Raw genomic sequence first — 18,135 nt, 5'->3', positions numbered from 1 at the left:
GGCATGCGACTGGTTGCGGAGTTCACCACCGAGCCCTTCGACGTGGAAGGTCCACCGCCCGCGCACGCCACCGAGGCGTTGCGCGCGGCGGAGGCGGCCGGGCTCGACTGCGAGTTCGGCCCCCTCGGTACGCAGGTCAGCGGTGAGCAGCACCTCCTGCTGCCCGCCTTGCCGAAGGTGCTCGAAGCCGCGTTCGCCGGCGGCGCGAGCCAGGTGACCCTACAGGTACGACGCGATGCCTGACGTGCACCCGTTGGTCGAGGCGATCACCCCGCTGGTGGAGCGGCTGAACGCCCAGCTCGTCGATCCCGGCGATGCGCACGACGACGACGTGACGCTGGCCTGGGAGGGTCAGCCGTTGGTCGCCGTACGCCTGCCCTCCACCAAGGCTGTGACGCCCGAGAAGGAGGGTGGCGTGCAGAGTCTGCTGGCCGGAGTCGCTGACGAGCTGGGTGGTTCGTTGCGCGACCTGTCGCGGCACGACAAGCAGCAGGCCGTGCTGCTGCTGGAAGCGCGCGGCGCCTTCGAGTACCGCAAGTCGGCCGAGATCGTCGCCGAGGCCCTCGGCGTCACGCGCTTCACCGTCTACAACTACTTGAACCGCGCTCGCTAATTTCAACAAACTGTTGACGACAAGCCGCCCACCTGCCACTCTCGTCATACGGAAAGTCGATTTCGGGATTCGAGAAGGTGTGATCCGTGGACCTGGAGGAGTTCAACTCCGCTCCGACCGACCGGCTCCGGCCGGCGCTGGCGGCCTGCTGTGACGTGCCCCGCTGGGCCGACGCGATTGTGGCCAAGCGGCCGTACGGCGATCTCGCGGCACTGACCGCGTACGCCGACCAGATGCTCCGGGAGCTCGACGACAGCGAGGTCGATCGTGCACTGCAGGCGCACCCGCGGATCGGTGACCGGCCGCAGGGCGCGAGTACCGAGGCCGCCTGGTCGCGCAACGAGCAGTCGGGGGTCGGCGACGACGCCCGGGTTCGGCAGGAGATTGCCGAGGGCAACCGTCAGTACGAGAACCGGTTCGGCCGGGTGTTCCTGATCTGCGCCACGGGACTGTCCGCCGCGCAGATGCTCGACAACCTGCGAACCCGTCTCACCCACGACGATGCAACCGAGGCAACCGTCGTACACGAGGAGCTGCGCAAGATCGCGCTGCTCCGCCTGGGGAAGGTGGTCGCATGAGCTCGCTCAGCACGCACGTTCTCGACACCGCGCTGGGACGCCCGGCGCAGAACGTCCAGGTCCGGCTCTACCGGGGTGACGTTGTCGAAGCCACCGGTACGACGGACGCCGACGGCCGCATCGCCGAGCTCGCACCCAAGCTCGAGCACGGCACCTACCGACTCTGGTTCGACGTCGCGTCGTACGCCGCCGAAACCGGTCAGGACATCTTCTTTCCCGAGGTCTCCGTGACCTTCACGGTCGCCGACGAGCGGCACTACCACGTCCCGTTGCTGCTCAGCCCGTTCGCGTTTTCCACCTACCGAGGGAGCTGATCTCAGATGGCCATCCACCTGGGAGCCAACCAGTACGGCAAAGCCGAGAACCGCGTGGTGCGCATCTACCGCGACACGCCCCGCCACCAGATCCGCGACCTGAACGTGTCGACCGCGCTCCGCGGCGACTTCGAGGACGCGCACACGACCGGCGACCAGTCCGACGTGCTGCCGACCGACACGCAGAAGAACACCGCGTTCGCCTTCGCCAAGGAGAAGGGGATCGGGGCGATCGAGGACTACGCGCTGACGCTCGGCGCGCATTTCCTGGACGCGTCGCCGGCCGCGCAGGGTGCCCGGGTCGAGGTCGAGGAGTACGCCTGGGACCGGATCCAGGTCGACGGCCAGGGGCACCACCACTCGTTCGTCCGGACCGGCGGCGGCGTACGGAACACCGTCGTCAACGTGGAGGGCCGGGGTACCGACCGGAAGACGTACGTCGTGTCGGGCATCAGCGATCTCGTCGTCCTGAAGTCGACCGGGTCAGAGTTCCACGGGTTCCTGAAGGACGAGTACACGACGCTGCCGGAGACGAACGACCGGATCCTGGCGACGTCACTGGTCGCGCGATGGCGCTACGACCACGGAGAGGTCGACTGGGACAAGTCGTACGACGAGATCAAGGGACTGCTGCTCTCGCGCTTCGCCACGATCCACAGTCTCGCGTTGCAGCAGACGTTGTACGGGATGGGGTCGGCGGTGCTGGAGCAGCACCCGGAGGTCGCCGAGATCAGGTTCTCGGCGCCGAACAAGCACCACTTCCTCGTCGACCTGTCGCCGTTCGGCACCGAGAACCCGGGTGAGGTGTTCATCGCCGCCGATCGCCCGTACGGTCTGATCGAGGCGACCGTCACGCGGGACGACGCGAGCGACGCCGGCAGCGCCTGGCACGCCGTCCCCGGTTTCTGCTGACATGTCCAGGATCGTGATCGAGGGCGCCTACGTGGCGAGCCTCGATCCGGACCGGCGCGAGTTCGTCGGGCATGTGGTTGCCGAGGGCAATCGCCTGACAGCGGTCGGGCCCGGACCCGCTCCGGCGTACGACGATGCTCGGGTCGTGGACGGAAGCGGCTGCCTCGTCACGCCGGGGTTCGTGAACACGCACCAGCACCTGTACCAGTGGGTCACGCGCGGTCTCGCCGCGGACGCGACCCTCTTCGAGTGGCTGACGACGCTCTACCCGGTGTGGGCCCGGATCTCCGAGGAGACCGTGTACGTCGCGGCGCGGGCGGCGCTCGCCCAGCTCGCGCGGACCGGATGCACGACGGTCGCCGATCACCACTACGTGTTCCCCCGCGACGGTGGCGACCTGCTCGCGGCGGAGATCGCCGCGGCGGGTGAGATCGGACTGCGGTTCCATCCGGCCCGCGGGTCGATGGATCGCGGTCAGAAGGACGGCGGGTTGCCGCCGGACTCTGTGGTCGAGAACCGGGACGAGATCCTCGCCGCGACCGAGGCCGCGATCGACCGCTGGCACGATCCGGCGCCGGATTCGATGCTGCAGATCGTGGTCGCGCCGTGTTCGCCGTTCAGCGTGAGCGGCGAGCTGATGCGCGAGTCGGCGGAGCTCGCGCGGCGTCGCGGCGTACGGATGCACACGCATCTCGCCGAGACCACGGACGAGACGGACTGGTGCCGGGAGACGTTCAACTGCACGCCGCTCGAGTATGCGGACCGGCTCGGCTGGACGGGTCCGGACGTGTGGTTCGCGCACGGGATCCACTTCGACGACGCGGAGATCAAGCACCTGGGCAGCACCGGCACCGGCGTCGCGCACTGCCCCAGCTCGAACGCCCGCCTCGGCGCCGGCATCGCCCGTACGGCGGATCTCCGCGCCGCCGGCTCGCCGGTCGGACTGGGTGTGGATGGTGCCGCGAGCAACGAATCCGGGAGCCTGGTGGAGGAGCTCCGGCACGCCCTCCTCTTCGCCCGCGCCCGCGGCGGCCCGCAAGCGCTGACCGTCCGCGCCGCGCTGGAGATGGCGACCCTGGACGGCGCCCGCATCCTTGGCCGCTCCAACGACATCGGCTCGCTCGAACCCGGCAAACAAGCCGACCTGGCCGTGTGGAACCTGACCACCCTCCCGCACGCCGGCATCCCCGACCCGATCGCGGCCCTCACCCTCTCCACACCCCCACCCCTGACCCTCCTCCTCGCCAACGGCCGCCCCGTCGTCGAACACGACGTACTCCAAACCGCCGACGAGCGCGCCCTGGCGGACGCGGTCGCCCGCACCCAAACCGCGCTCCTGGGCTGACGACAACCCCCGGGCTCTGTGAATAAGCAATGGCCTGTTCGCAGAGCCCGGGGGTTGTCCACAGATGCTGGATTGGTGCGTCCTAGGGCGGTGCGAGGCGTGCATCTTCTTGGGTATGAACAGGAGATTGGAAGTGATCGCGGCCGAGCGGGGCGGGTGGTTCACGCGCCCCGACGCGATCGCGGCAGGGTACAGCGAAGGTGAGCTGCGACAGCGAGTGCGCAGCGGGCAGTGGCTCAAACTGAGCTTCAACTCGTACGTCGACCCGCGGGGCTGGCCGACCGACGAGCCGCCGTGGGAGCGCGCGGTCCGGCTGCACCTGCTGAACGTGCGGATGGCGAGCGCACGACTCGGTGATGTCGTCGTCAGCCATCAGTCCGCGGCCATGCTCCACGGCCTACCGATGTGGGGCAGCGACTTGACCAAAGCCCACTTCACGCGCGTCGCTTCGGGGCGAGCCCGCAGCGGGCGCGCCGTGCGGGTGCATCGTGGCGCGATGACCGGTGATGATGTCGTCGAGCTGGGTGGATTGCAGGTCATGAAGGTCGGCCGGGCGATCGTGGAGACCGCCTGTACGACGTCGTACGAAGTCGGGGTCGTCCTCGCCGATGCGGCCCTGCGCATGGAGCTGACGGAGCGCGAACAGCTGGCCGCGGTGGTACGACGGCATCGGCGTTGGCGCGGTGCCTCGGCCGCGGACGCCGCCGTACAGTTCGCGAACGGCCTCAGCGAATCGGTCGGCGAGTCGCGGTTCCGCGTACTGATGGCGAACCACGGTCTGCCCACACCCGAACTGCAGGTCGAGATCCGGGATGCCTCGGGCCGGTTGATCGGGCGCGTCGACTTCCTGCTCGCGGGGGTGCTCGTGATCGAGTTCGACGGCGCGATGAAGTACGGCGACAACGCCGACGCCGTACTCGCGGAGAAGTGGCGCGAGGACCGCCTGCGCGAACGCGGGTACGGCGTACTCCGCGCCGGCTGGGCCGATCTGAGTCGCCCGCGTGACACGGCCGGCCGGATCTGGCAGGCGTTGCGGAGACATGCCGCGGGCTCTGGGAACAGGTAATGGCCTGTTCCCAGAGCCCGGCGGGTGTTTTCAGTGCAGGAGTTCGCCGTTGATCCAGACGGCCTGGACGTCGGCGGGGGTGCCCAGGGTGAAGATTCGGGCTAGGGCTTCCTCGGTGTCTTCGGCGTGGGTGATGCCTACGGCCAACGGGGAGCCTTCGGAGGGGCGGAGGAGCTGGGCGTCGAAGTGGTGGCCCACCGAGAGGTGGCCGACCTGGGGCAGGTCCAGGGCCTCGGCGCCGGCCGTCGTGGCGAGGTAGAGCAGGTGGGCTGCCGACAGCGGGCGGCCCTGGTCGCCTTGGAGTTGCTGGCAGAAGTATGCCTGGAGCCCCTCCTTCAGGAGCGAGAAGCCCGTGCCCGCGCCGACATCCGATCCGAGTGCCACGCGGACGCCGTACTGCAGGTGTCGTGTCAGCGGGAACAGTCCGCTGCCGAGCGCCGCGTTGCTCGTGGGGCAGTGCGCGACCGTCGCGCCGCTCGTCGCCAAGGTCTTCAGCTCGACGTCCGTCGGGTGGACGTTGTGCGCGAGCACCGTACGCCGGTCCACCAGGCCGTGCCGGTCGTACGTCGTCACGTAGTCGCTGCCGTTGAACAGATCGGCGACCGACGCGATCTCGGCCTCGTTCTCGTTCACGTGCGAGGTGAACAGCGCGCCGGGGATCGCGTCCATCAGTTCGCGGCACGTCGCGAGCAGTTCGTCCGTGCAGGAGAGCGAGAAGCGCGGCGTGACGGCGTACCGGTTGCGGCCGACGCCGTGCCAGCGGTTCGCGAGGGCGAGCGATTCGGCGTACGCGCGCACCGGGGTGGTGAGTAGCTCCGGCCGGAGCAGGCGGTCGCTCAGCACCAGCCCGGAGGTGATCCGGAGACCGACCTTGGACGCGGCGTCGAAGAGCGTGTCGACCGCGTCGGCGTAGTGCGCGCCGAAGACGAGCGCGGACGTCGTACCGGCCGCAGCCAGCCCGCGGACGAACTCGTTGGCCACGCCGGACGCGTAGTCGACGTCGGCCATCCGCGCCTCCTCGGGGAGGGCGTACCGGTCGAGCCACTCGAGCAACGGCAGCCCGAGACCGCCGACCGCGCGGATCTGCGGGAAGTGCACGTGGGTGTCGACGAATCCGGGCAGTACGACGCCGTCGCGCAGATCCACGACCTGCTCGGCCGGGTGCGCCTCGCGGATCTCCGTGAACGGGCCGCGGGCAACGATCATCCCGTCCTCGACCAGCAGTCCCGCGTCGCTGTCGACCCGCAGGCTGCCGCCGTCGAACGGGTTCTCCGGCGTGTCGATGAACGTGCCACGATAAAGAGTCATGCCTTTGCCTCACGCTGAGCCGAGGCGGGGCGACCTTCGGCGGAATGTGCCGACACGGGATGCCGCTCGGCGGTCTGGGGCCGAGCGGATTGCTCGGCGGTGAACTGCTGCAGGAGCCGGGCGGCGACCGAGACCGCGATCACTGCCGGCTCCTTGCCGGGAAGATCGGACAGCCCGATCGGGGTGGTGATGCGAGCGATCGCCTCGGCGGAGTTGCCGTCCTCGGCGAGCTTGCGCTGGAACCGGGTCCACTTCGCGCTGGAGCCGATCAACCCGATGGTCGCCAGCTCCTCGTTACGGATCGCGGCGTCGCAGAGCGCCGCGTCCTCGGCGTGGTCGTGCGTCATGATCAGAACGTGCGTACCGGGCGGCAGTTCGCCGACCACGAGTTCGGGGAGCACCGGCACGTTGTGGACATGGACGTTCGCGATCGCGTCGTCCAGGACTGCCAGCCGATCGGTCGTCAGCTGGTCGGCGCGCGAGTCGATCAGATGCAGCTCGAGATCGTGCCGCGCGAGAACCCGCGCCAACTCCAGGCCCACATGCCCGACCCCGAAGATCGCCACCGACGGGACTACAGGGAGCGGTTCGAGCAACAACTTCACCTCACCACCACAACACTGAACCCCGTGCTGGTACGGCGCTTTGTCGGACAACGCCGCGGTCAGCTCCTCAGGAGTCGTCACGCCGTCGGCGATCATCGCTCGCGAACGCTCAACCGCCAACGCCTCCAGGTTGCCGCCGCCGACAGTCGACCAGACGTTGTCAGCAGCAACAACCATCTTCGCGCCGGCCTCCCGAGGCGCATGTCCACGAACAGACATGACGGTCACCAGCACGCCGGCCTGACGGCCGGCTCGCAACTGCTGAACAGCCTTCACCCACTCCATCTCACTCACGCTCCCGCTCTAGGGGAGGAGGAGAAACATCGCCGCCAAGCGACGGTGGGGCGGTGTCGCGTCCAGGGGTAGGCGGCGTGGTTTCCGTCTGCCAGTCGGTGGTGCCGGTGCGTGCTTTCTCGACTGCCCAGTACACCGCTTCGGGTGTGGCGGGGGACGGGAGGTCGACGCTGGTGCCTGCTGGGCCGAAGGCTGCTGCTGCGTGGCGTATTGCTTCTCGGACGGAGAAGGCGAGCATGAGTGGGGGTTCGCCGACGGCCTTGGAGCCGTAGACGGCGCCTTCCTCGTGGGCCTTCTCGAGGAGGGTGACGTTGAAGGTCTCGGGCATCTCGGAGAAGCTCGGGAGCTTGTACGTGCTCGCCGCCTGCGTGGACAGCCGACCGCGACGGTCGCCGGTGCTCTCGTCCCAGCGGAGGTCTTCGAGTGTCAGCCACCCGGCGCCCTGCACGAAGCCGCCTTCGATCTGGCCGATGTCGATCAACGGGCTGAGGCTGTCGCCGACGTCGTGCACGATGTCGACCCGGCGCAGCGTGTACGACCCGGTGAACCCGTCGACCTCCACCTCGGACGCCGCAACGCCGTACGCGAAGTACTTGAACGGCTCGCCCCGCATCGCGTTGGCGTCCCAGTGCAGGCCCTCGGTCCGGTAGAACCCGGCCGCCCAGAGCTGCACCCGCTGGTGGTACGCGAGATTGACCAGCTCGTTCCAGTCGACCCCGTCCCCGGACAGCCCGCGGGCGACGCCGTCCACGAAGCGCACGTCCGACGGGCTGATCCCGAGCCGCCCGCCGGCGACCTGTGCCAGCCGCTCCCGGATCTGCTCGCACGCGTTCTTGATCGCCGCGCCGTTCAGGTCAGCACCCGACGATGCCGCGGTCGCCGACGTGTTCGGCACTTTGTCGGTCCGCGTCGGCGCCAGCCGTACCCGCGCCAACGGCAGCCCGAGCGTGGTCGCCGCCACCTGCAGCATCTTCGTGTGCAGGCCCTGTCCCATCTCGGTACCGCCGTGGTTGATCAGCACCGAGCCGTCCTTGTAGACGTGCACGAGCGCCCCGGCCTGGTTGAACGCGGTCAGGTTGAACGAGATCCCGAACTTCACCGGCGTCATCGCCAGCCCGCGCTTCACATGCTCGTGCGTTGCGTTGAACGCCTCAATAGCCTCCAGCCGCGCAGCCACCTCGCCACCCGACAGCACCTGACTCCAGCACGACTCCAGCCGGTCCGCGTGCCGCACCGGTTGCCCGTACGGCGTGGAATCGCCCGCCTGGTAGAAGTTCCGCCGACGGAGCTCCAACGCGTCGTACCCGAGGAGCGGGGCGCACCGTCCGAGGATGTCCTCGATCACGAGCATCCCCTGCGGGCCGCCGAACCCGCGGAACGCGGTCTGCGACGTCTTGTTGGTCTGCGCGATCCGCCCGTCCACCCGGACATGCGGAATCTCGTACGCGTTGTCGATATGGCACATCGCGCGCGCCAGCACCGGCTCCGACAGGTCGAGACTCCACCCGCCGTCGGCCGTCAATGTCGCGTCCAGCGCGACAAGCTTGCCGTCGGCCCCGAACCCGACGGTCCACGAGCTGTGGAACCCGTGCCGCTTGCCCGACATCGTCATGTCCTGCGTCCGGTTCAGCCGCAACCGCACCGGCCGCCCGGTCAACGTCGCACCCAGCGCGGCGATCGCGGCGAACCCGTGCGGCTGCATCTCCTTGCCGCCGAAGCCCCCGCCCATCCGCAGGCACTGGACCGTCACCGAGTGACTGGCCAGCCCGAGCACATGTGCGACGATTTCCTGCGTTTCCGACGGGTGCTGCGTACTCGACTGCACGAAGATCTGCCCGTACTCGTCCACCAGCGCCAATGCCGCGTGCGTCTCGAGGTAGAAGTGCTCCTGCCCGGCGAACTCGAACTCGCCACGGAACACGTGTTCCGCGCCCGCCAGCGCCGCCTCGACGTCGCCACGCTCCAGATGCCGCCCGATGCCCTGGAAGCTTCCCGCGTCGATCGCCTCGCGCACGGTCACCAGCGACGGCAGCGGTTCGTACTCGACCTCGACCGCCAGCGACCCGAGCCGCGCGGCCTCCAACGTCTCCCCGAGCACCCAGCACACCGCATGCCCGTTGAACATCACCTCACCCGGGAACAACGGCTCGTCGTGCTTCACGCCGGCGTCGTTCACCCCCGGTACGTCGTCCGCCGTCAGCACGCGCACCACACCCGGAACGTCGTACGCCGGCTTCACCCGGAGCGCGGTCACGCGCGCGTGGGCGTGCGGCGACTGCACCGGCCAAGCGTGCAGTACGTCGCGGGTACGCATCACCAGATCGTCCGTGTACAAGGCGGCTCCGGTCACGTGCAGCGCGGCGCTCTCATGCGGCATCGGTACGCCGACAACCGCGGCAGCAGGCCGTTCCGACAGCGAGCTCATGCGCCGACCTCCTGGTAGTAGAAGCGCAGTAGCGACTGGCCGAGCATCGCGGAGCGGTACGACGAGCTAGCGCGGTGATCGTCCATCGGCGTACCCTCCGCGGCCATCACCCCGGCCGCGATCCGCACGGTCTCCTCGGTCCACGGGCGACCGACCAACGCGGCCTCGGTCTCCCGGGCGCGCAACGGGGTCGCCGCGACACCGCCGAGCCCGATCCGCGCCGTGCGCACCACACCGTCCGTCACGTCGACGGCGTACCCGATCGCGACGCTCGAGATGTCGTCGAAGCGCCGCTTGGCGATCTTGTGGAACGCGGTCATCGGTGCCAACGGCAACGGAAAGACAATCGTCTTGATCAGCTCGTCGGGTGCCTTCAACGTCTCCCGGTACCCAGTGAAGTACTCCGCGAGCGTCACGGTCCGCTCCCCGCGGCTGGAGGCCAGCACCAACGAAGCATCCAGTGCCAGCAGGGCCGGTGGCGTGTCTCCGATCGGTGATCCGGTGCCCAGGTTCCCGCCGATGGTCGCGCCGTTCCGGATCAGCCGCGAGGCGAACTGCGGGAACATCTGGGCGAGCAGCGGAACCCGGCCGGCCAGCCTCCGCTCGATCTCGGTCAGCGTCAGCGCAGCACCCAACCGAACCTCGTCGGCACCGAAACTGAACTCCCGGAGCTCTTCCAGGCGGTCGATCGCGATGGTCAGCGCTGGGCGGGAACCGAAGATGTTCACCTGGACACCCAGGTCGGTCGACCCGGCAACCACCACCGCGTCGTTCCGCTCGCCCAGGACGGTGAGGACTTCGGCGAGCGCTGCGGGCCGGATGAACTCCCCTTCGGGCGAGACCATCCCGGTCGCCGCGGGGGCGGGCGGGGCCGCGTCCCGGCGTACGGCGAACGCGTCGTTCTCGGCCGGAGTGTCCAACGCGTACGCGGCGTCCCGGATCGGCCGGTAGCCCGTGCACCGGCACAGGTTCCCGCTCAACGCGTGCAGATCGAACCCGTTCGGTCCGTGCTCGTGATCACCCTCTCCACCACAGGCACGTCCCGGCCGGTAGTACTCGGCGGCCATGCTGCAGATGAAGCCAGGTGTGCAGTACCCGCACTGGGAGCCGCCGCGGACTGCCATCTCCTGCTGGACCGGGTGCAGCTCAGCCGGAGAGCCCAGGCCCTCCGACGTGACCAGTTCCTGGCCGTCCAGCGACGCTACCGGCAGCAAGCAGGCGTTCACAGCGGTCCACTCGGTCTCGGAGTCGGTGCCGGGGCGGGCGACCATCACCGAGCAGGCACCACACTCGCCCTCCGCACAGCCCTCCTTGGCGCCGGTCAGGCCGCGATCCCGCAGCCAGTCCAGCACGGTGGTGTGGACAGAGATGTCGCCGAGCGCGGTGAGTTCACCGTTCACGGTCAGCGCAGGTGCGCGGAGGGCTTGCGTAGTCATCGGTTCGTGCTCCATCGGGTGCGTGCACTGTGGATCGGGTTGGCGTCGGACACGAAGTCGTCGAACCGGTAGCCGGCGATCTTCGCGATCTCGAGCAGCGCGGCGGCGTGCTCCTGGTTCTCGCAGTTGCCGAGCCGCTCACGACCCTGCTCGACGATCCGTTCGTACGACTCAGCGTCGCGCACCGAGATCACCAAGGGGAAGCCGAAGCGGTCCTCGTACGCCGAGGTGATCGCGGTCAGCTCGTCCCGCTCGGGGTCGCCGAGGAACGTCAGCCCCTTGTCCGACTGGTCCCGCAACGAAGCCTCGCCGCTGCGGCCCTCGGCCACGAACTGCGATCCGAGCTGCGGGTACGCCTGGATCAGGTCCCGCTGCTCCTCCCGGGACCCGGAGAACAACGCCTCCTGGAACGAGCGCCGGAGCGCGTGCGTGTCGGCGTACGGGCGCATCTCCCAGGCGCGCTCGACGGCCCACCGCGGACCCTGGAACAGGCTGCCGAAGGTCTCGACGAACTCCTCGCGGGTCATCTGGTTCACCTGGTCCAGCCGGACGCTGTCACCCGGCTGACCGGCCACCGCCGGGCCGAAGTTCTTGCCGACGTGGTGGAACAGGATGTTCAGGAAGATCGCGGTCAGGCTGCCGAGCGTGATGCCGCTGCCGAAGATGATCTCGGCCCAGTCCGGTACGGCCTGGGAGACCTGCGGCTGCGCGGTCACGTACATCGCCAGGCCGACGCTGGTCGCCACGATCACGACGTTCCGGTGGTCGTGGAAGTCGACCTTCGCGAGCGTCTGGAACCCGACCACCGCCACCGTCGCGAACATCGCCAGCGCCGCGCCGCCGAGCACCGGGTGCGGTACGCCGGCCACGACCGCACCGGCCTTCGGCACCAGCCCGATCAGGATCATGATCGCGCCCGCCGTCGCGACCACCCATCGGCTGCGGATCCGGGTCAGCCGGACCAGACCGACGTTCTCGGCGAAGCAGGTGTACGGGAACGAGTTGAAGACGCCGCCGATCGTGGTCGCCAGGCCGTCGGCCCGCAGCGCCCGGGCGATGTCGTCGCGGCCGATCCGCTTCTCGACGATCTCACCGGTCGCGAACACGTCACCGGTGGTCTCCACCGCGGTGATCAGCATGACCACGATCATCGAGATGATCGCGGCGATCGAGAACTTCGGCCAGCCGAAGTAGAACGGCGTCGTCACACCCGCCCAGGCCGCGTCGCCGACCGCGCCGAAGTGCGCGTCGCCGAGTGCCCAGGCCACCAACGTCCCGACCACCAGACCGACCAGGACCGCGATCGTCGCCATGAAGCCCTTGAAGACGCGCTGGATCAGGACGATCAGCGCCAGCGTGCCGAGTGCGTACGCCATGTTCTTACCGCTGGTCGGCGCGGCGGTCGGGCCGGCGCCGCCGACCGCGTCCCCGGCCGCGACGGGCAGCAGCGCCAGACCGATGATCGTGATCACCGAACCGGTCACCACCGGCGGGAAGAACCGGATCAGCTTGCTGAAGAACGGTGCGATGAAGAACGTCGCCAGACCGGCGACCAGAACGGCGCCGTAGATCACCAGCAGACCGTTGGTCCCGCCACCGGCCGCGAGACCGATCGCGATCATCGGCGACACCGCGGTGAACGTCACGCCCTGCAGGAGCGGCAGCCGGACGCCGACCTTCCAGAAGCCGACCGACTGGATGATCGACGCGATGCCGCAGGTGAAGAGGTCGGCGTTGATCAGGTGGATGAGCTGCTCGGTGGTGAGCCCGATCGCACTGGCGAGCAGGATCGGTACGATCACCGCCCCGGCGTAGAACGCCAGTACGTGCTGAGCGCCGTACACCGCGAGCTTCCCAGGTGGCAGCACCTGGTCGACAGGATGGCGGTTGGTATGGCGGCTCGGTCGCAGGACTGCCTTCATCGGGGACACGCTCCTCGGCTGCGTGGGGCGGTGCGGGGATTTGACCTGCACCCGAGCATCGGCTCACCGAGCGGTGGATTGCACCCGGTGAACCTCCGAAGATGAACGTCCGGAGAACGCCTGGTTTTGTGTGATCACACAACTACAGCGATTTACAGGCGAGGAACACGTCCACCCGGTCCTCGAGGGTCGACAGATCGCGTCCGGTCAGTTGCTCAACGCGTTCGATCCGGTAGCGAACGGTGTTGACATGCAGATGCAGCGACTCCGCTGTACGGGTCCAGGAGCACGAGCAGGCGAGGAAGGCCTGCAGCGTCATGAGCAGGTCGGCATGGGTACGGCGGTCGTGGTCGAGAACCGCACCGAGGACGCGGTTGCTGTACGTACGCCGTACGTCGTCCGGGAGCGTGCCGAGGAGGAGGACGTGTGAGGCGACCTCGTCGGAGGTCACCACCGAGACCGGCGCCCGTGCCGCCCTCGCCGCCCGCTGCGCGAACCGGGCCTCCTCGAGCGCACCGGCGAGCGCGTCGATCGACGTCTCCCCGCTGATCCCGACCGTCAGGCGGGCCCGGTTGAGGCCTGGCCCGAGGCGGCCGAAAGCCCGGCGCAGGTGCTCGGGAAGCTCGGGCGTGAAGGGTAGGAAACCGACCAGCAGATCGTCGCGGCCCGGCGCGACCACGGCCGGTCCGACCGTGAGGGCGACATCCTCGAGCAGGCTCAGTGCGACCTCGCCGGGGCCGTCGTCGCGCAGTTCGGCGACCGCGACGACCATCGGCCGCTCCGCGTGCGCTCCCGCCTGCCGGAGCCGCGCGGCGACCTCGGCCTGCGGGGCACCGGACTCGACCAGCGCGAGGGCGTCGGCCACCAACGGGCGCAGTGCGCGACGGCCCTCGTCGCGGCGGGCGCGGTCCAGCGCGGCGATCGCGCTCAGTTCGTGTACTGCCTCAACGTGATCGCGGGACCAGGTCGTGTGGTCGCCGTCGATGACCAGCACCCACGCGGTCAGCCGGTTCCCGAACCCCGACCCGACCGGGAACAGGCTGTACGAATGGCCCGGAGCGGTCGCTACCGCAGGCATTCGGTCCGCGGTCAGGAAGCGTCGCGTCACCGCGTCGACCGTCTCGGCGTCGAGCTCGCTCGGCCCTGGTACGACGTGGCGCCCGGTGGGGGTCAGCACGCGGCAGTCGTGCCCGATCTCGGCGGAGATCCGCGCCGCGAGCTCGTCCAGACTGCGCCCGGCAGCGATCGACGACAGCAGTTGCCGCTGGCGCACCAGGCTGGCCGACAATCGTGCGCCGGTCTCGGCCGATCCCGCCGCCGCGACGTACTCCGTCACGTCCGCGAACGCGACCTCGATCGGTACCTCGACCAACGTCACGTCGTGCCGCCGGCACGCCTCCAGGAGATCCGCCGGCACGTCACCGAGCTGCGCCTTGCCCGCCAGGATCGTGGTCGCGCCGCGGCCGGCCATCGACGCCACGAACACCTCGCTGTCGGCCGCCTGCCGCCGCCAGACCAGCCCGGTCAGCACCACTTCGCCGCCGCTCAGATACCGCCCCGGCTCCAGCAGGTCGGTCGTCACCAGTCGCCCGATCGGCCGGTCCAGCGTCCCGCCCGTCGAGTGCATCAACCGCAACCCGAGCTCGGGCGCATCCAGCAGCTCGGCCAGCAACACGACGTACCTCCGATCCCTTTAGAGGAACGTACAACGCGCGCGCCCGCGTAAGACAGTCCTTGGTCTGCCCGGGCCAGGCGCCGGCGTCTTGACGCTCCGATGCTGTGAGCTTATGGTCATTTCACAGAGCAGAAATCAAGTTCCACAATGCGGAAATTGGAGTCGGGATGAGTCACCAGCTGAAGTACACGGTGAACTGTTCTTTGCTCTTCACCGAGTTGCCTCTGCTCGAGCGGCCGGCCGCCGCTCGGCGGGCGGGGTTCAGCGCGGTGGAGTTCTGGTGGCCGTTCGTCGAGGCCGTCCCGCCGCAGCGGCAGGTCGACGCGTTCGTGACCGCGGTCACCGACGCCGGCGTGCAGCTCACCGGCCTGAACTTCTTCGCCGGTGACATGCCGGGCGGCGACCGCGGCCTGGTGTCCTGGCCGAAGCGGTCGAGCGAGTTCCGCGACAACGTCGACGTCACCGTCGGCATCGGCGAGCGGCTCGGCACCCAGGGCTTCAACGCCCTGTACGGCAACCGCGTGGACGGCAGCAGCGAGCAGGAGCAGGACGACGTCGCCGTCGAGAACCTCGCCCTCGCCGCCCAGGCCGCCGCGCGGATCGGCGCCACGGTCCTCGTCGAGCCGGTCAGCGGCGCGGAACGGTACCCGCTGAAGGTCGCGTCCGACGCGCTGAGCGTGATCGATCGCGTCCAGGCGGCGTACGACGTACCGAACATCGGACTGCTCGCGGACCTGTACCACCTCGCGGTCAACGGCGACGACGTCGACCGGGTGATCGCCGAGCACACCGACCGGGTCGCCCACGTGCAGGTCGCCGACAACCCGGGCCGCAACGAGCCCGGCACCGGCACCCTCCCGCTCGACCACCAGCTCACCGCCCTGGAGGGATGCGGCTACGCCGGCTGGGTCGGGCTCGAGTACAAGCCGTCCACCACCTCAGAAGCAAGCTTCGCCTGGATCCCCACGCCTTTCCAGGAGAACTGACATGACGAACATCGCCTTCATCGGCCTCGGCATCATGGGCAACCCGATGGCCGTCCACCTCGCCAACGCCGGCCACACCGTCGCCGGTCTGGACCGTTCGCCGGAGCGCGCGGAGGCCCTGATCGCCGCCGGCGGCCGGGCCGCGACCTCGATCGGCGACGCGGTCAAGGGCGCCGACGTGATCTGCGTGATGGTGCCGGACTCGCCCGACGTCCAGGACGTCCTCGAAGGTGAGAGCGGCGTCTTCCAGAACGCGGAGACCGGTGCGCTGATCATCGACTTCTCCAGCATCCGGCCGGATGTCACGCAGCAGCTCGCCGAGCAGGCCCGCGCCATCGGATTCCGGCTGCTCGACGCCCCGGTCTCCGGTGGTGAGGCGGGCGCCAAGAACGCCGCGCTGTCGATCATGGTCGGCGGCTCGGCGGACGACTTCGCCGAGGCCAAGCCGCTGTTCGACGTGGTCGGCAAGACCGTCGTCCACGTCGGTCCGAGCGGATCCGGCCAGACGGTCAAGGCCGCCAACCAGCTGATCGTCGCCGCGAACATCCAGGCCGTCTCCGAGGCGGTCGTCTTCCTGGAGGCGTACGGCGTCGACACCAAGGCGGCCCTCGACGTGCTCGGCGGCGGTCTGGCCGGTTCCACCGTGCTGAACCAGAAGAAGCAGAACATGCTGTCGCACACCTTCGAGCCCGGGTTCCGGATCGACCTGCACCACAAGGACATGGGTATCGTCACCGCGGCCGCGCGCGAGGCGGGCGTCGTCGTACCGCTGGGTGCCCTGGTGGCACAGCTGGTCGCGTCGGCCCGGGCGAACGGCGACGGCGGCCTCGACCACTCCGCGCTGCTCCGTGGCGTCGAGCGACTGTCCGGCAAGGAGGTCAGCTGATGACCCGCATGCGCGCGGTCGACGCCGCCGTACTGATCCTGGAGAAGGAAGGGTCGACGCAGGCGTTCGGGCTGCCCGGCGCCGCGATCAACCCGTTCTACAGCGCGATCCGTGCCCACGGCGGGATCAAGCACGTGCTCGCCCGGCACGTCGAGGCCGCGTCGCACATGGCCGAGGGGTACACCCGGGCCCGCGCGGGCAACATCGGCGTCTGCATCGGTACGTCGGGACCGGCCGGCACCGACATGATCACCGGGCTGTACTCCGCGTCCGCGGACTCGATCCCGATCCTGTGCATCACCGGCCAGGCACCGGTCGCGAAGCTGCACAAGGAGGACTTCCAGGCCGTCGACATCTCCGCGATCGCCAAGCCGGTCGCCAAGTGGGCGGTCACGGTGATGGAGGCCGCGCAGGTCCCGGGCACCTTCCAGAAGGCGTTCCAGGTGATGCGTGAAGGGCGTCCCGGTCCGGTGCTCATCGACCTGCCGATCGACGTCCAGCTGGCCGAGATCGACTTCGACATCGACACCTACGAGCCGCTTCCGGTCTCGCGTCCCGCGGCCACCCGTGCGCAGGCCGAGAAGGTCCTGTCGATGCTCAAGGCCTCTGAGCACCCGCTGATCGTGGCAGGTGGCGGCATCATCAACGCCGACGCCGCGGACCTGCTCGTCGAGTTCGCGGAGCTCACCGGGATTCCCGTCGTACCGACCCTGATGGGCTGGGGTGCGATCGGGGACGACCACCCGTTGAGTGCGGGCATGGTCGGGCTGCAGACGTCGCACCGGTACGGGAACGCGACGATGCTCGCGTCCGACCTGGTCCTCGGGATCGGCAACCGGTGGGCGAATCGGCACACCGGCGGGCTGGATGTCTATCGCGGCGAGCGCAAGTTCATTCACGTGGATATCGAGCCGACGCAGATCGGGCGGGTGTTCGCACCGGACTACGGTGTCGTCTCGGACGCTCGGGCCGCGCTGGAGGTCTTCGTCGAGGTCGCACGTGAGCAGGCCGGTTCGTTGCCGGACCGTACGGCGTGGGCCACGGAGTGCCGTGAGCGGAAGACCACGCTGCAGCGCAAGACGCACTTCGACGCGGTGCCGATCAAACCGCAGCGGGTGTACGAGGAGATGAACCGGGCGTTCGGGCCGGACGTCCGCTACGTCAGCACGATCGGGCTGTCGCAGATCCAGGCGGCGCAGATGCTGCACGTGTACCGTCCGCGGCACTGGATCAACGCCGGCCAGGCCGGGCCGCTCGGCTGGACCGTCCCGGCGACGCTCGGGGTCGCGGTCGCGGATCCGGACAGCACGGTGGTGGCGCTGTCGGGCGACTACGACTTCCAATTCCTGATCGAGGAACTGGCGGTCGGGGCGCAGTTCAACATCCCGTACATCCACGTGGTGGTGAACAACTCGTACCTCGGCCTGATCCGCCAGGCACAGCGGAACTTCGACATGGACTACTGCGTGCAGCTGTCCTTCGAGAACATCAACAGCCCCGAGGTCAACGGGTACGGCGTCGACCACGTGAAGGTCGTGGAAGGCCTGGGCTGCAAGGCGTTGCGGGTCTCCGAGCCGGACGGGATCCTGCCGGCCCTGGAGCAGGCCAAGAAGCTGATGGTCGAGCACCAGGTCCCGGTCGTCGTCGAGATCATCCTCGAGCGGGTCACGAACGTCTCGATGGGGGTCGAGATCGACAACGTCATCGAGTTCGAGGACCTGGCCATCTCGCCGGAGGACGCGCCCACCGCCCTCGCGTTGCTGGACTGAA

16 protein-coding genes are annotated in these 18,135 nt (G+C 69.1%); 10 read left to right on the top strand and 6 right to left on the bottom strand.

Annotation, left to right across the window (positions count from 1 at the left end):
* Nucleotides 1–3: 3 nt before the first annotated feature.
* The 7 genes from E0H92_RS00385 (at nt 4) to E0H92_RS00355 (ending at nt 4,828) form a co-directional block, all read left to right on the top strand.
* Nucleotides 4–243: a thiamine-binding protein gene (locus tag E0H92_RS00385; RefSeq protein WP_131468729.1), complete on the top strand. Its 240-nt coding sequence runs from the start codon at nt 4–6 to the stop codon at nt 241–243.
* Nucleotides 236–613 (top strand): helix-turn-helix domain-containing protein, encoded by a 378-nt coding sequence (locus E0H92_RS00380; RefSeq protein ID WP_202873477.1) that lies wholly within the window; start codon nt 236–238, stop codon nt 611–613. Before E0H92_RS00385 ends, E0H92_RS00380 begins: the two co-directional genes overlap by 8 nt.
* A gap of 86 nt (nt 614–699) precedes the next feature.
* Entirely contained in the window at nt 700–1,191 is a 492-nt protein-coding gene (gene uraD, locus E0H92_RS00375) for a 2-oxo-4-hydroxy-4-carboxy-5-ureidoimidazoline decarboxylase (protein ID WP_131494999.1), read from the top strand.
* Nucleotides 1,188–1,505 (top strand): hydroxyisourate hydrolase, encoded by a 318-nt coding sequence (uraH, locus tag E0H92_RS00370; RefSeq protein ID WP_131468733.1) that lies wholly within the window; start codon nt 1,188–1,190, stop codon nt 1,503–1,505. Before uraD (E0H92_RS00375) ends, uraH begins: the two co-directional genes overlap by 4 nt.
* A gap of 6 nt (nt 1,506–1,511) precedes the next feature.
* Nucleotides 1,512–2,417 (top strand): factor-independent urate hydroxylase, encoded by a 906-nt coding sequence (gene pucL / locus E0H92_RS00365; protein WP_131494998.1) that lies wholly within the window; start codon nt 1,512–1,514, stop codon nt 2,415–2,417.
* Between the two features lies 1 nt (nt 2,418).
* Complete coding sequence (locus E0H92_RS00360; protein WP_131494997.1) at nt 2,419–3,762, top strand: 8-oxoguanine deaminase; 1,344 nt, start codon at nt 2,419–2,421, stop codon at nt 3,760–3,762.
* A 115-nt stretch (nt 3,763–3,877) separates the two neighbouring features.
* Nucleotides 3,878–4,828 (top strand): type IV toxin-antitoxin system AbiEi family antitoxin domain-containing protein, encoded by a 951-nt coding sequence (locus tag E0H92_RS00355; protein WP_131494996.1) that lies wholly within the window; start codon nt 3,878–3,880, stop codon nt 4,826–4,828.
* A gap of 30 nt (nt 4,829–4,858) precedes the next feature.
* On the opposite strand, the gene guaD is transcribed toward E0H92_RS00355, so the two are convergent.
* The 6 genes from guaD to E0H92_RS00325 form a co-directional block, all read right to left on the bottom strand.
* Nucleotides 4,859–6,136, bottom strand: a complete 1,278-nt coding sequence (guaD, locus tag E0H92_RS00350; protein ID WP_131494995.1) for a guanine deaminase — start codon at nt 6,134–6,136, stop codon at nt 4,859–4,861.
* Nucleotides 6,133–7,026, bottom strand: coding sequence for a xanthine dehydrogenase accessory protein XdhC (gene xdhC, locus E0H92_RS00345; RefSeq protein WP_131496397.1), 894 nt, complete (start codon nt 7,024–7,026; stop codon nt 6,133–6,135). Before xdhC ends, guaD begins: the two co-directional genes overlap by 4 nt.
* 1 nt (nt 7,027) lies before the next feature.
* A complete protein-coding gene (gene xdhB / locus E0H92_RS00340; RefSeq protein ID WP_131494994.1) occupies nt 7,028–9,460 on the bottom strand; it encodes a xanthine dehydrogenase molybdopterin binding subunit in 2,433 nt (810 codons plus the stop codon).
* Entirely contained in the window at nt 9,457–10,896 is a 1,440-nt protein-coding gene (locus tag E0H92_RS00335; RefSeq protein ID WP_131494993.1) for a xanthine dehydrogenase small subunit, read from the bottom strand. The genes xdhB and E0H92_RS00335 overlap by 4 nt, the downstream gene beginning before the upstream one ends.
* A complete protein-coding gene (gene uraD / locus E0H92_RS00330; RefSeq protein WP_131494992.1) occupies nt 10,893–12,818 on the bottom strand; it encodes a 2-oxo-4-hydroxy-4-carboxy-5-ureidoimidazoline decarboxylase in 1,926 nt (641 codons plus the stop codon). Before uraD (E0H92_RS00330) ends, E0H92_RS00335 begins: the two co-directional genes overlap by 4 nt.
* A gap of 142 nt (nt 12,819–12,960) precedes the next feature.
* Complete coding sequence (locus E0H92_RS00325; protein ID WP_131494991.1) at nt 12,961–14,493, bottom strand: PucR family transcriptional regulator; 1,533 nt, start codon at nt 14,491–14,493, stop codon at nt 12,961–12,963.
* Nucleotides 14,494–14,660: 167 nt separating this feature from the next.
* Between E0H92_RS00325 and E0H92_RS00320 the strand changes: the two genes are divergently transcribed.
* The 3 genes from E0H92_RS00320 to gcl are packed head-to-tail and all read left to right on the top strand — an operon-like array spanning nt 14,661 to nt 18,134.
* Nucleotides 14,661–15,479, top strand: coding sequence for a hydroxypyruvate isomerase family protein (locus E0H92_RS00320; RefSeq protein ID WP_131494990.1), 819 nt, complete (start codon nt 14,661–14,663; stop codon nt 15,477–15,479).
* Between the two features lies 1 nt (nt 15,480).
* Nucleotides 15,481–16,365, top strand: a complete 885-nt coding sequence (locus E0H92_RS00315; RefSeq protein WP_131468753.1) for a 2-hydroxy-3-oxopropionate reductase — start codon at nt 15,481–15,483, stop codon at nt 16,363–16,365.
* Nucleotides 16,365–18,134 (top strand): glyoxylate carboligase, encoded by a 1,770-nt coding sequence (gcl, locus tag E0H92_RS00310; RefSeq protein ID WP_131494989.1) that lies wholly within the window; start codon nt 16,365–16,367, stop codon nt 18,132–18,134. The genes E0H92_RS00315 and gcl overlap by 1 nt, the downstream gene beginning before the upstream one ends.
* Nucleotide 18,135 lies beyond the last annotated feature (1 nt).

The organism is Kribbella speibonae, from assembly GCF_004331375.1.
Classification (GTDB): domain Bacteria; phylum Actinomycetota; class Actinomycetes; order Propionibacteriales; family Kribbellaceae; genus Kribbella; species Kribbella sindirgiensis.
This window is presented reverse-complemented; position numbering and strand designations above follow the sequence as displayed.

Excerpts from the sequence above, each read along its gene's own strand:
- E0H92_RS00385 (WP_131468729.1), top strand. The coding sequence starts at position 4 with ATGCGACTGGTTGCGGAGTTCACCACCGAGCCCTTCGACGTGGAAGGT.
- E0H92_RS00380 (WP_202873477.1), top strand. The coding sequence starts at position 236 with ATGCCTGACGTGCACCCGTTGGTCGAGGCGATCACCCCGCTGGTGGAG.
- uraH (WP_131468733.1), top strand. The coding sequence starts at position 1,188 with ATGAGCTCGCTCAGCACGCACGTTCTCGACACCGCGCTGGGACGCCCG.
- pucL (WP_131494998.1), top strand. The coding sequence starts at position 1,512 with ATGGCCATCCACCTGGGAGCCAACCAGTACGGCAAAGCCGAGAACCGC.
- E0H92_RS00360 (WP_131494997.1), top strand. The coding sequence starts at position 2,419 with ATGTCCAGGATCGTGATCGAGGGCGCCTACGTGGCGAGCCTCGATCCG.
- E0H92_RS00355 (WP_131494996.1), top strand. The coding sequence starts at position 3,878 with ATGAACAGGAGATTGGAAGTGATCGCGGCCGAGCGGGGCGGGTGGTTC.
- guaD (WP_131494995.1), bottom strand. The coding sequence starts at position 6,136 with ATGACTCTTTATCGTGGCACGTTCATCGACACGCCGGAGAACCCGTTC.
- xdhC (WP_131496397.1), bottom strand. The coding sequence starts at position 7,026 with ATGGAGTGGGTGAAGGCTGTTCAGCAGTTGCGAGCCGGCCGTCAGGCC.
- xdhB (WP_131494994.1), bottom strand. The coding sequence starts at position 9,460 with ATGAGCTCGCTGTCGGAACGGCCTGCTGCCGCGGTTGTCGGCGTACCG.
- E0H92_RS00335 (WP_131494993.1), bottom strand. The coding sequence starts at position 10,896 with ATGACTACGCAAGCCCTCCGCGCACCTGCGCTGACCGTGAACGGTGAA.
- uraD (WP_131494992.1), bottom strand. The coding sequence starts at position 12,818 with ATGAAGGCAGTCCTGCGACCGAGCCGCCATACCAACCGCCATCCTGTC.
- E0H92_RS00320 (WP_131494990.1), top strand. The coding sequence starts at position 14,661 with ATGAGTCACCAGCTGAAGTACACGGTGAACTGTTCTTTGCTCTTCACC.
- E0H92_RS00315 (WP_131468753.1), top strand. The coding sequence starts at position 15,481 with ATGACGAACATCGCCTTCATCGGCCTCGGCATCATGGGCAACCCGATG.
- gcl (WP_131494989.1), top strand. The coding sequence starts at position 16,365 with ATGACCCGCATGCGCGCGGTCGACGCCGCCGTACTGATCCTGGAGAAG.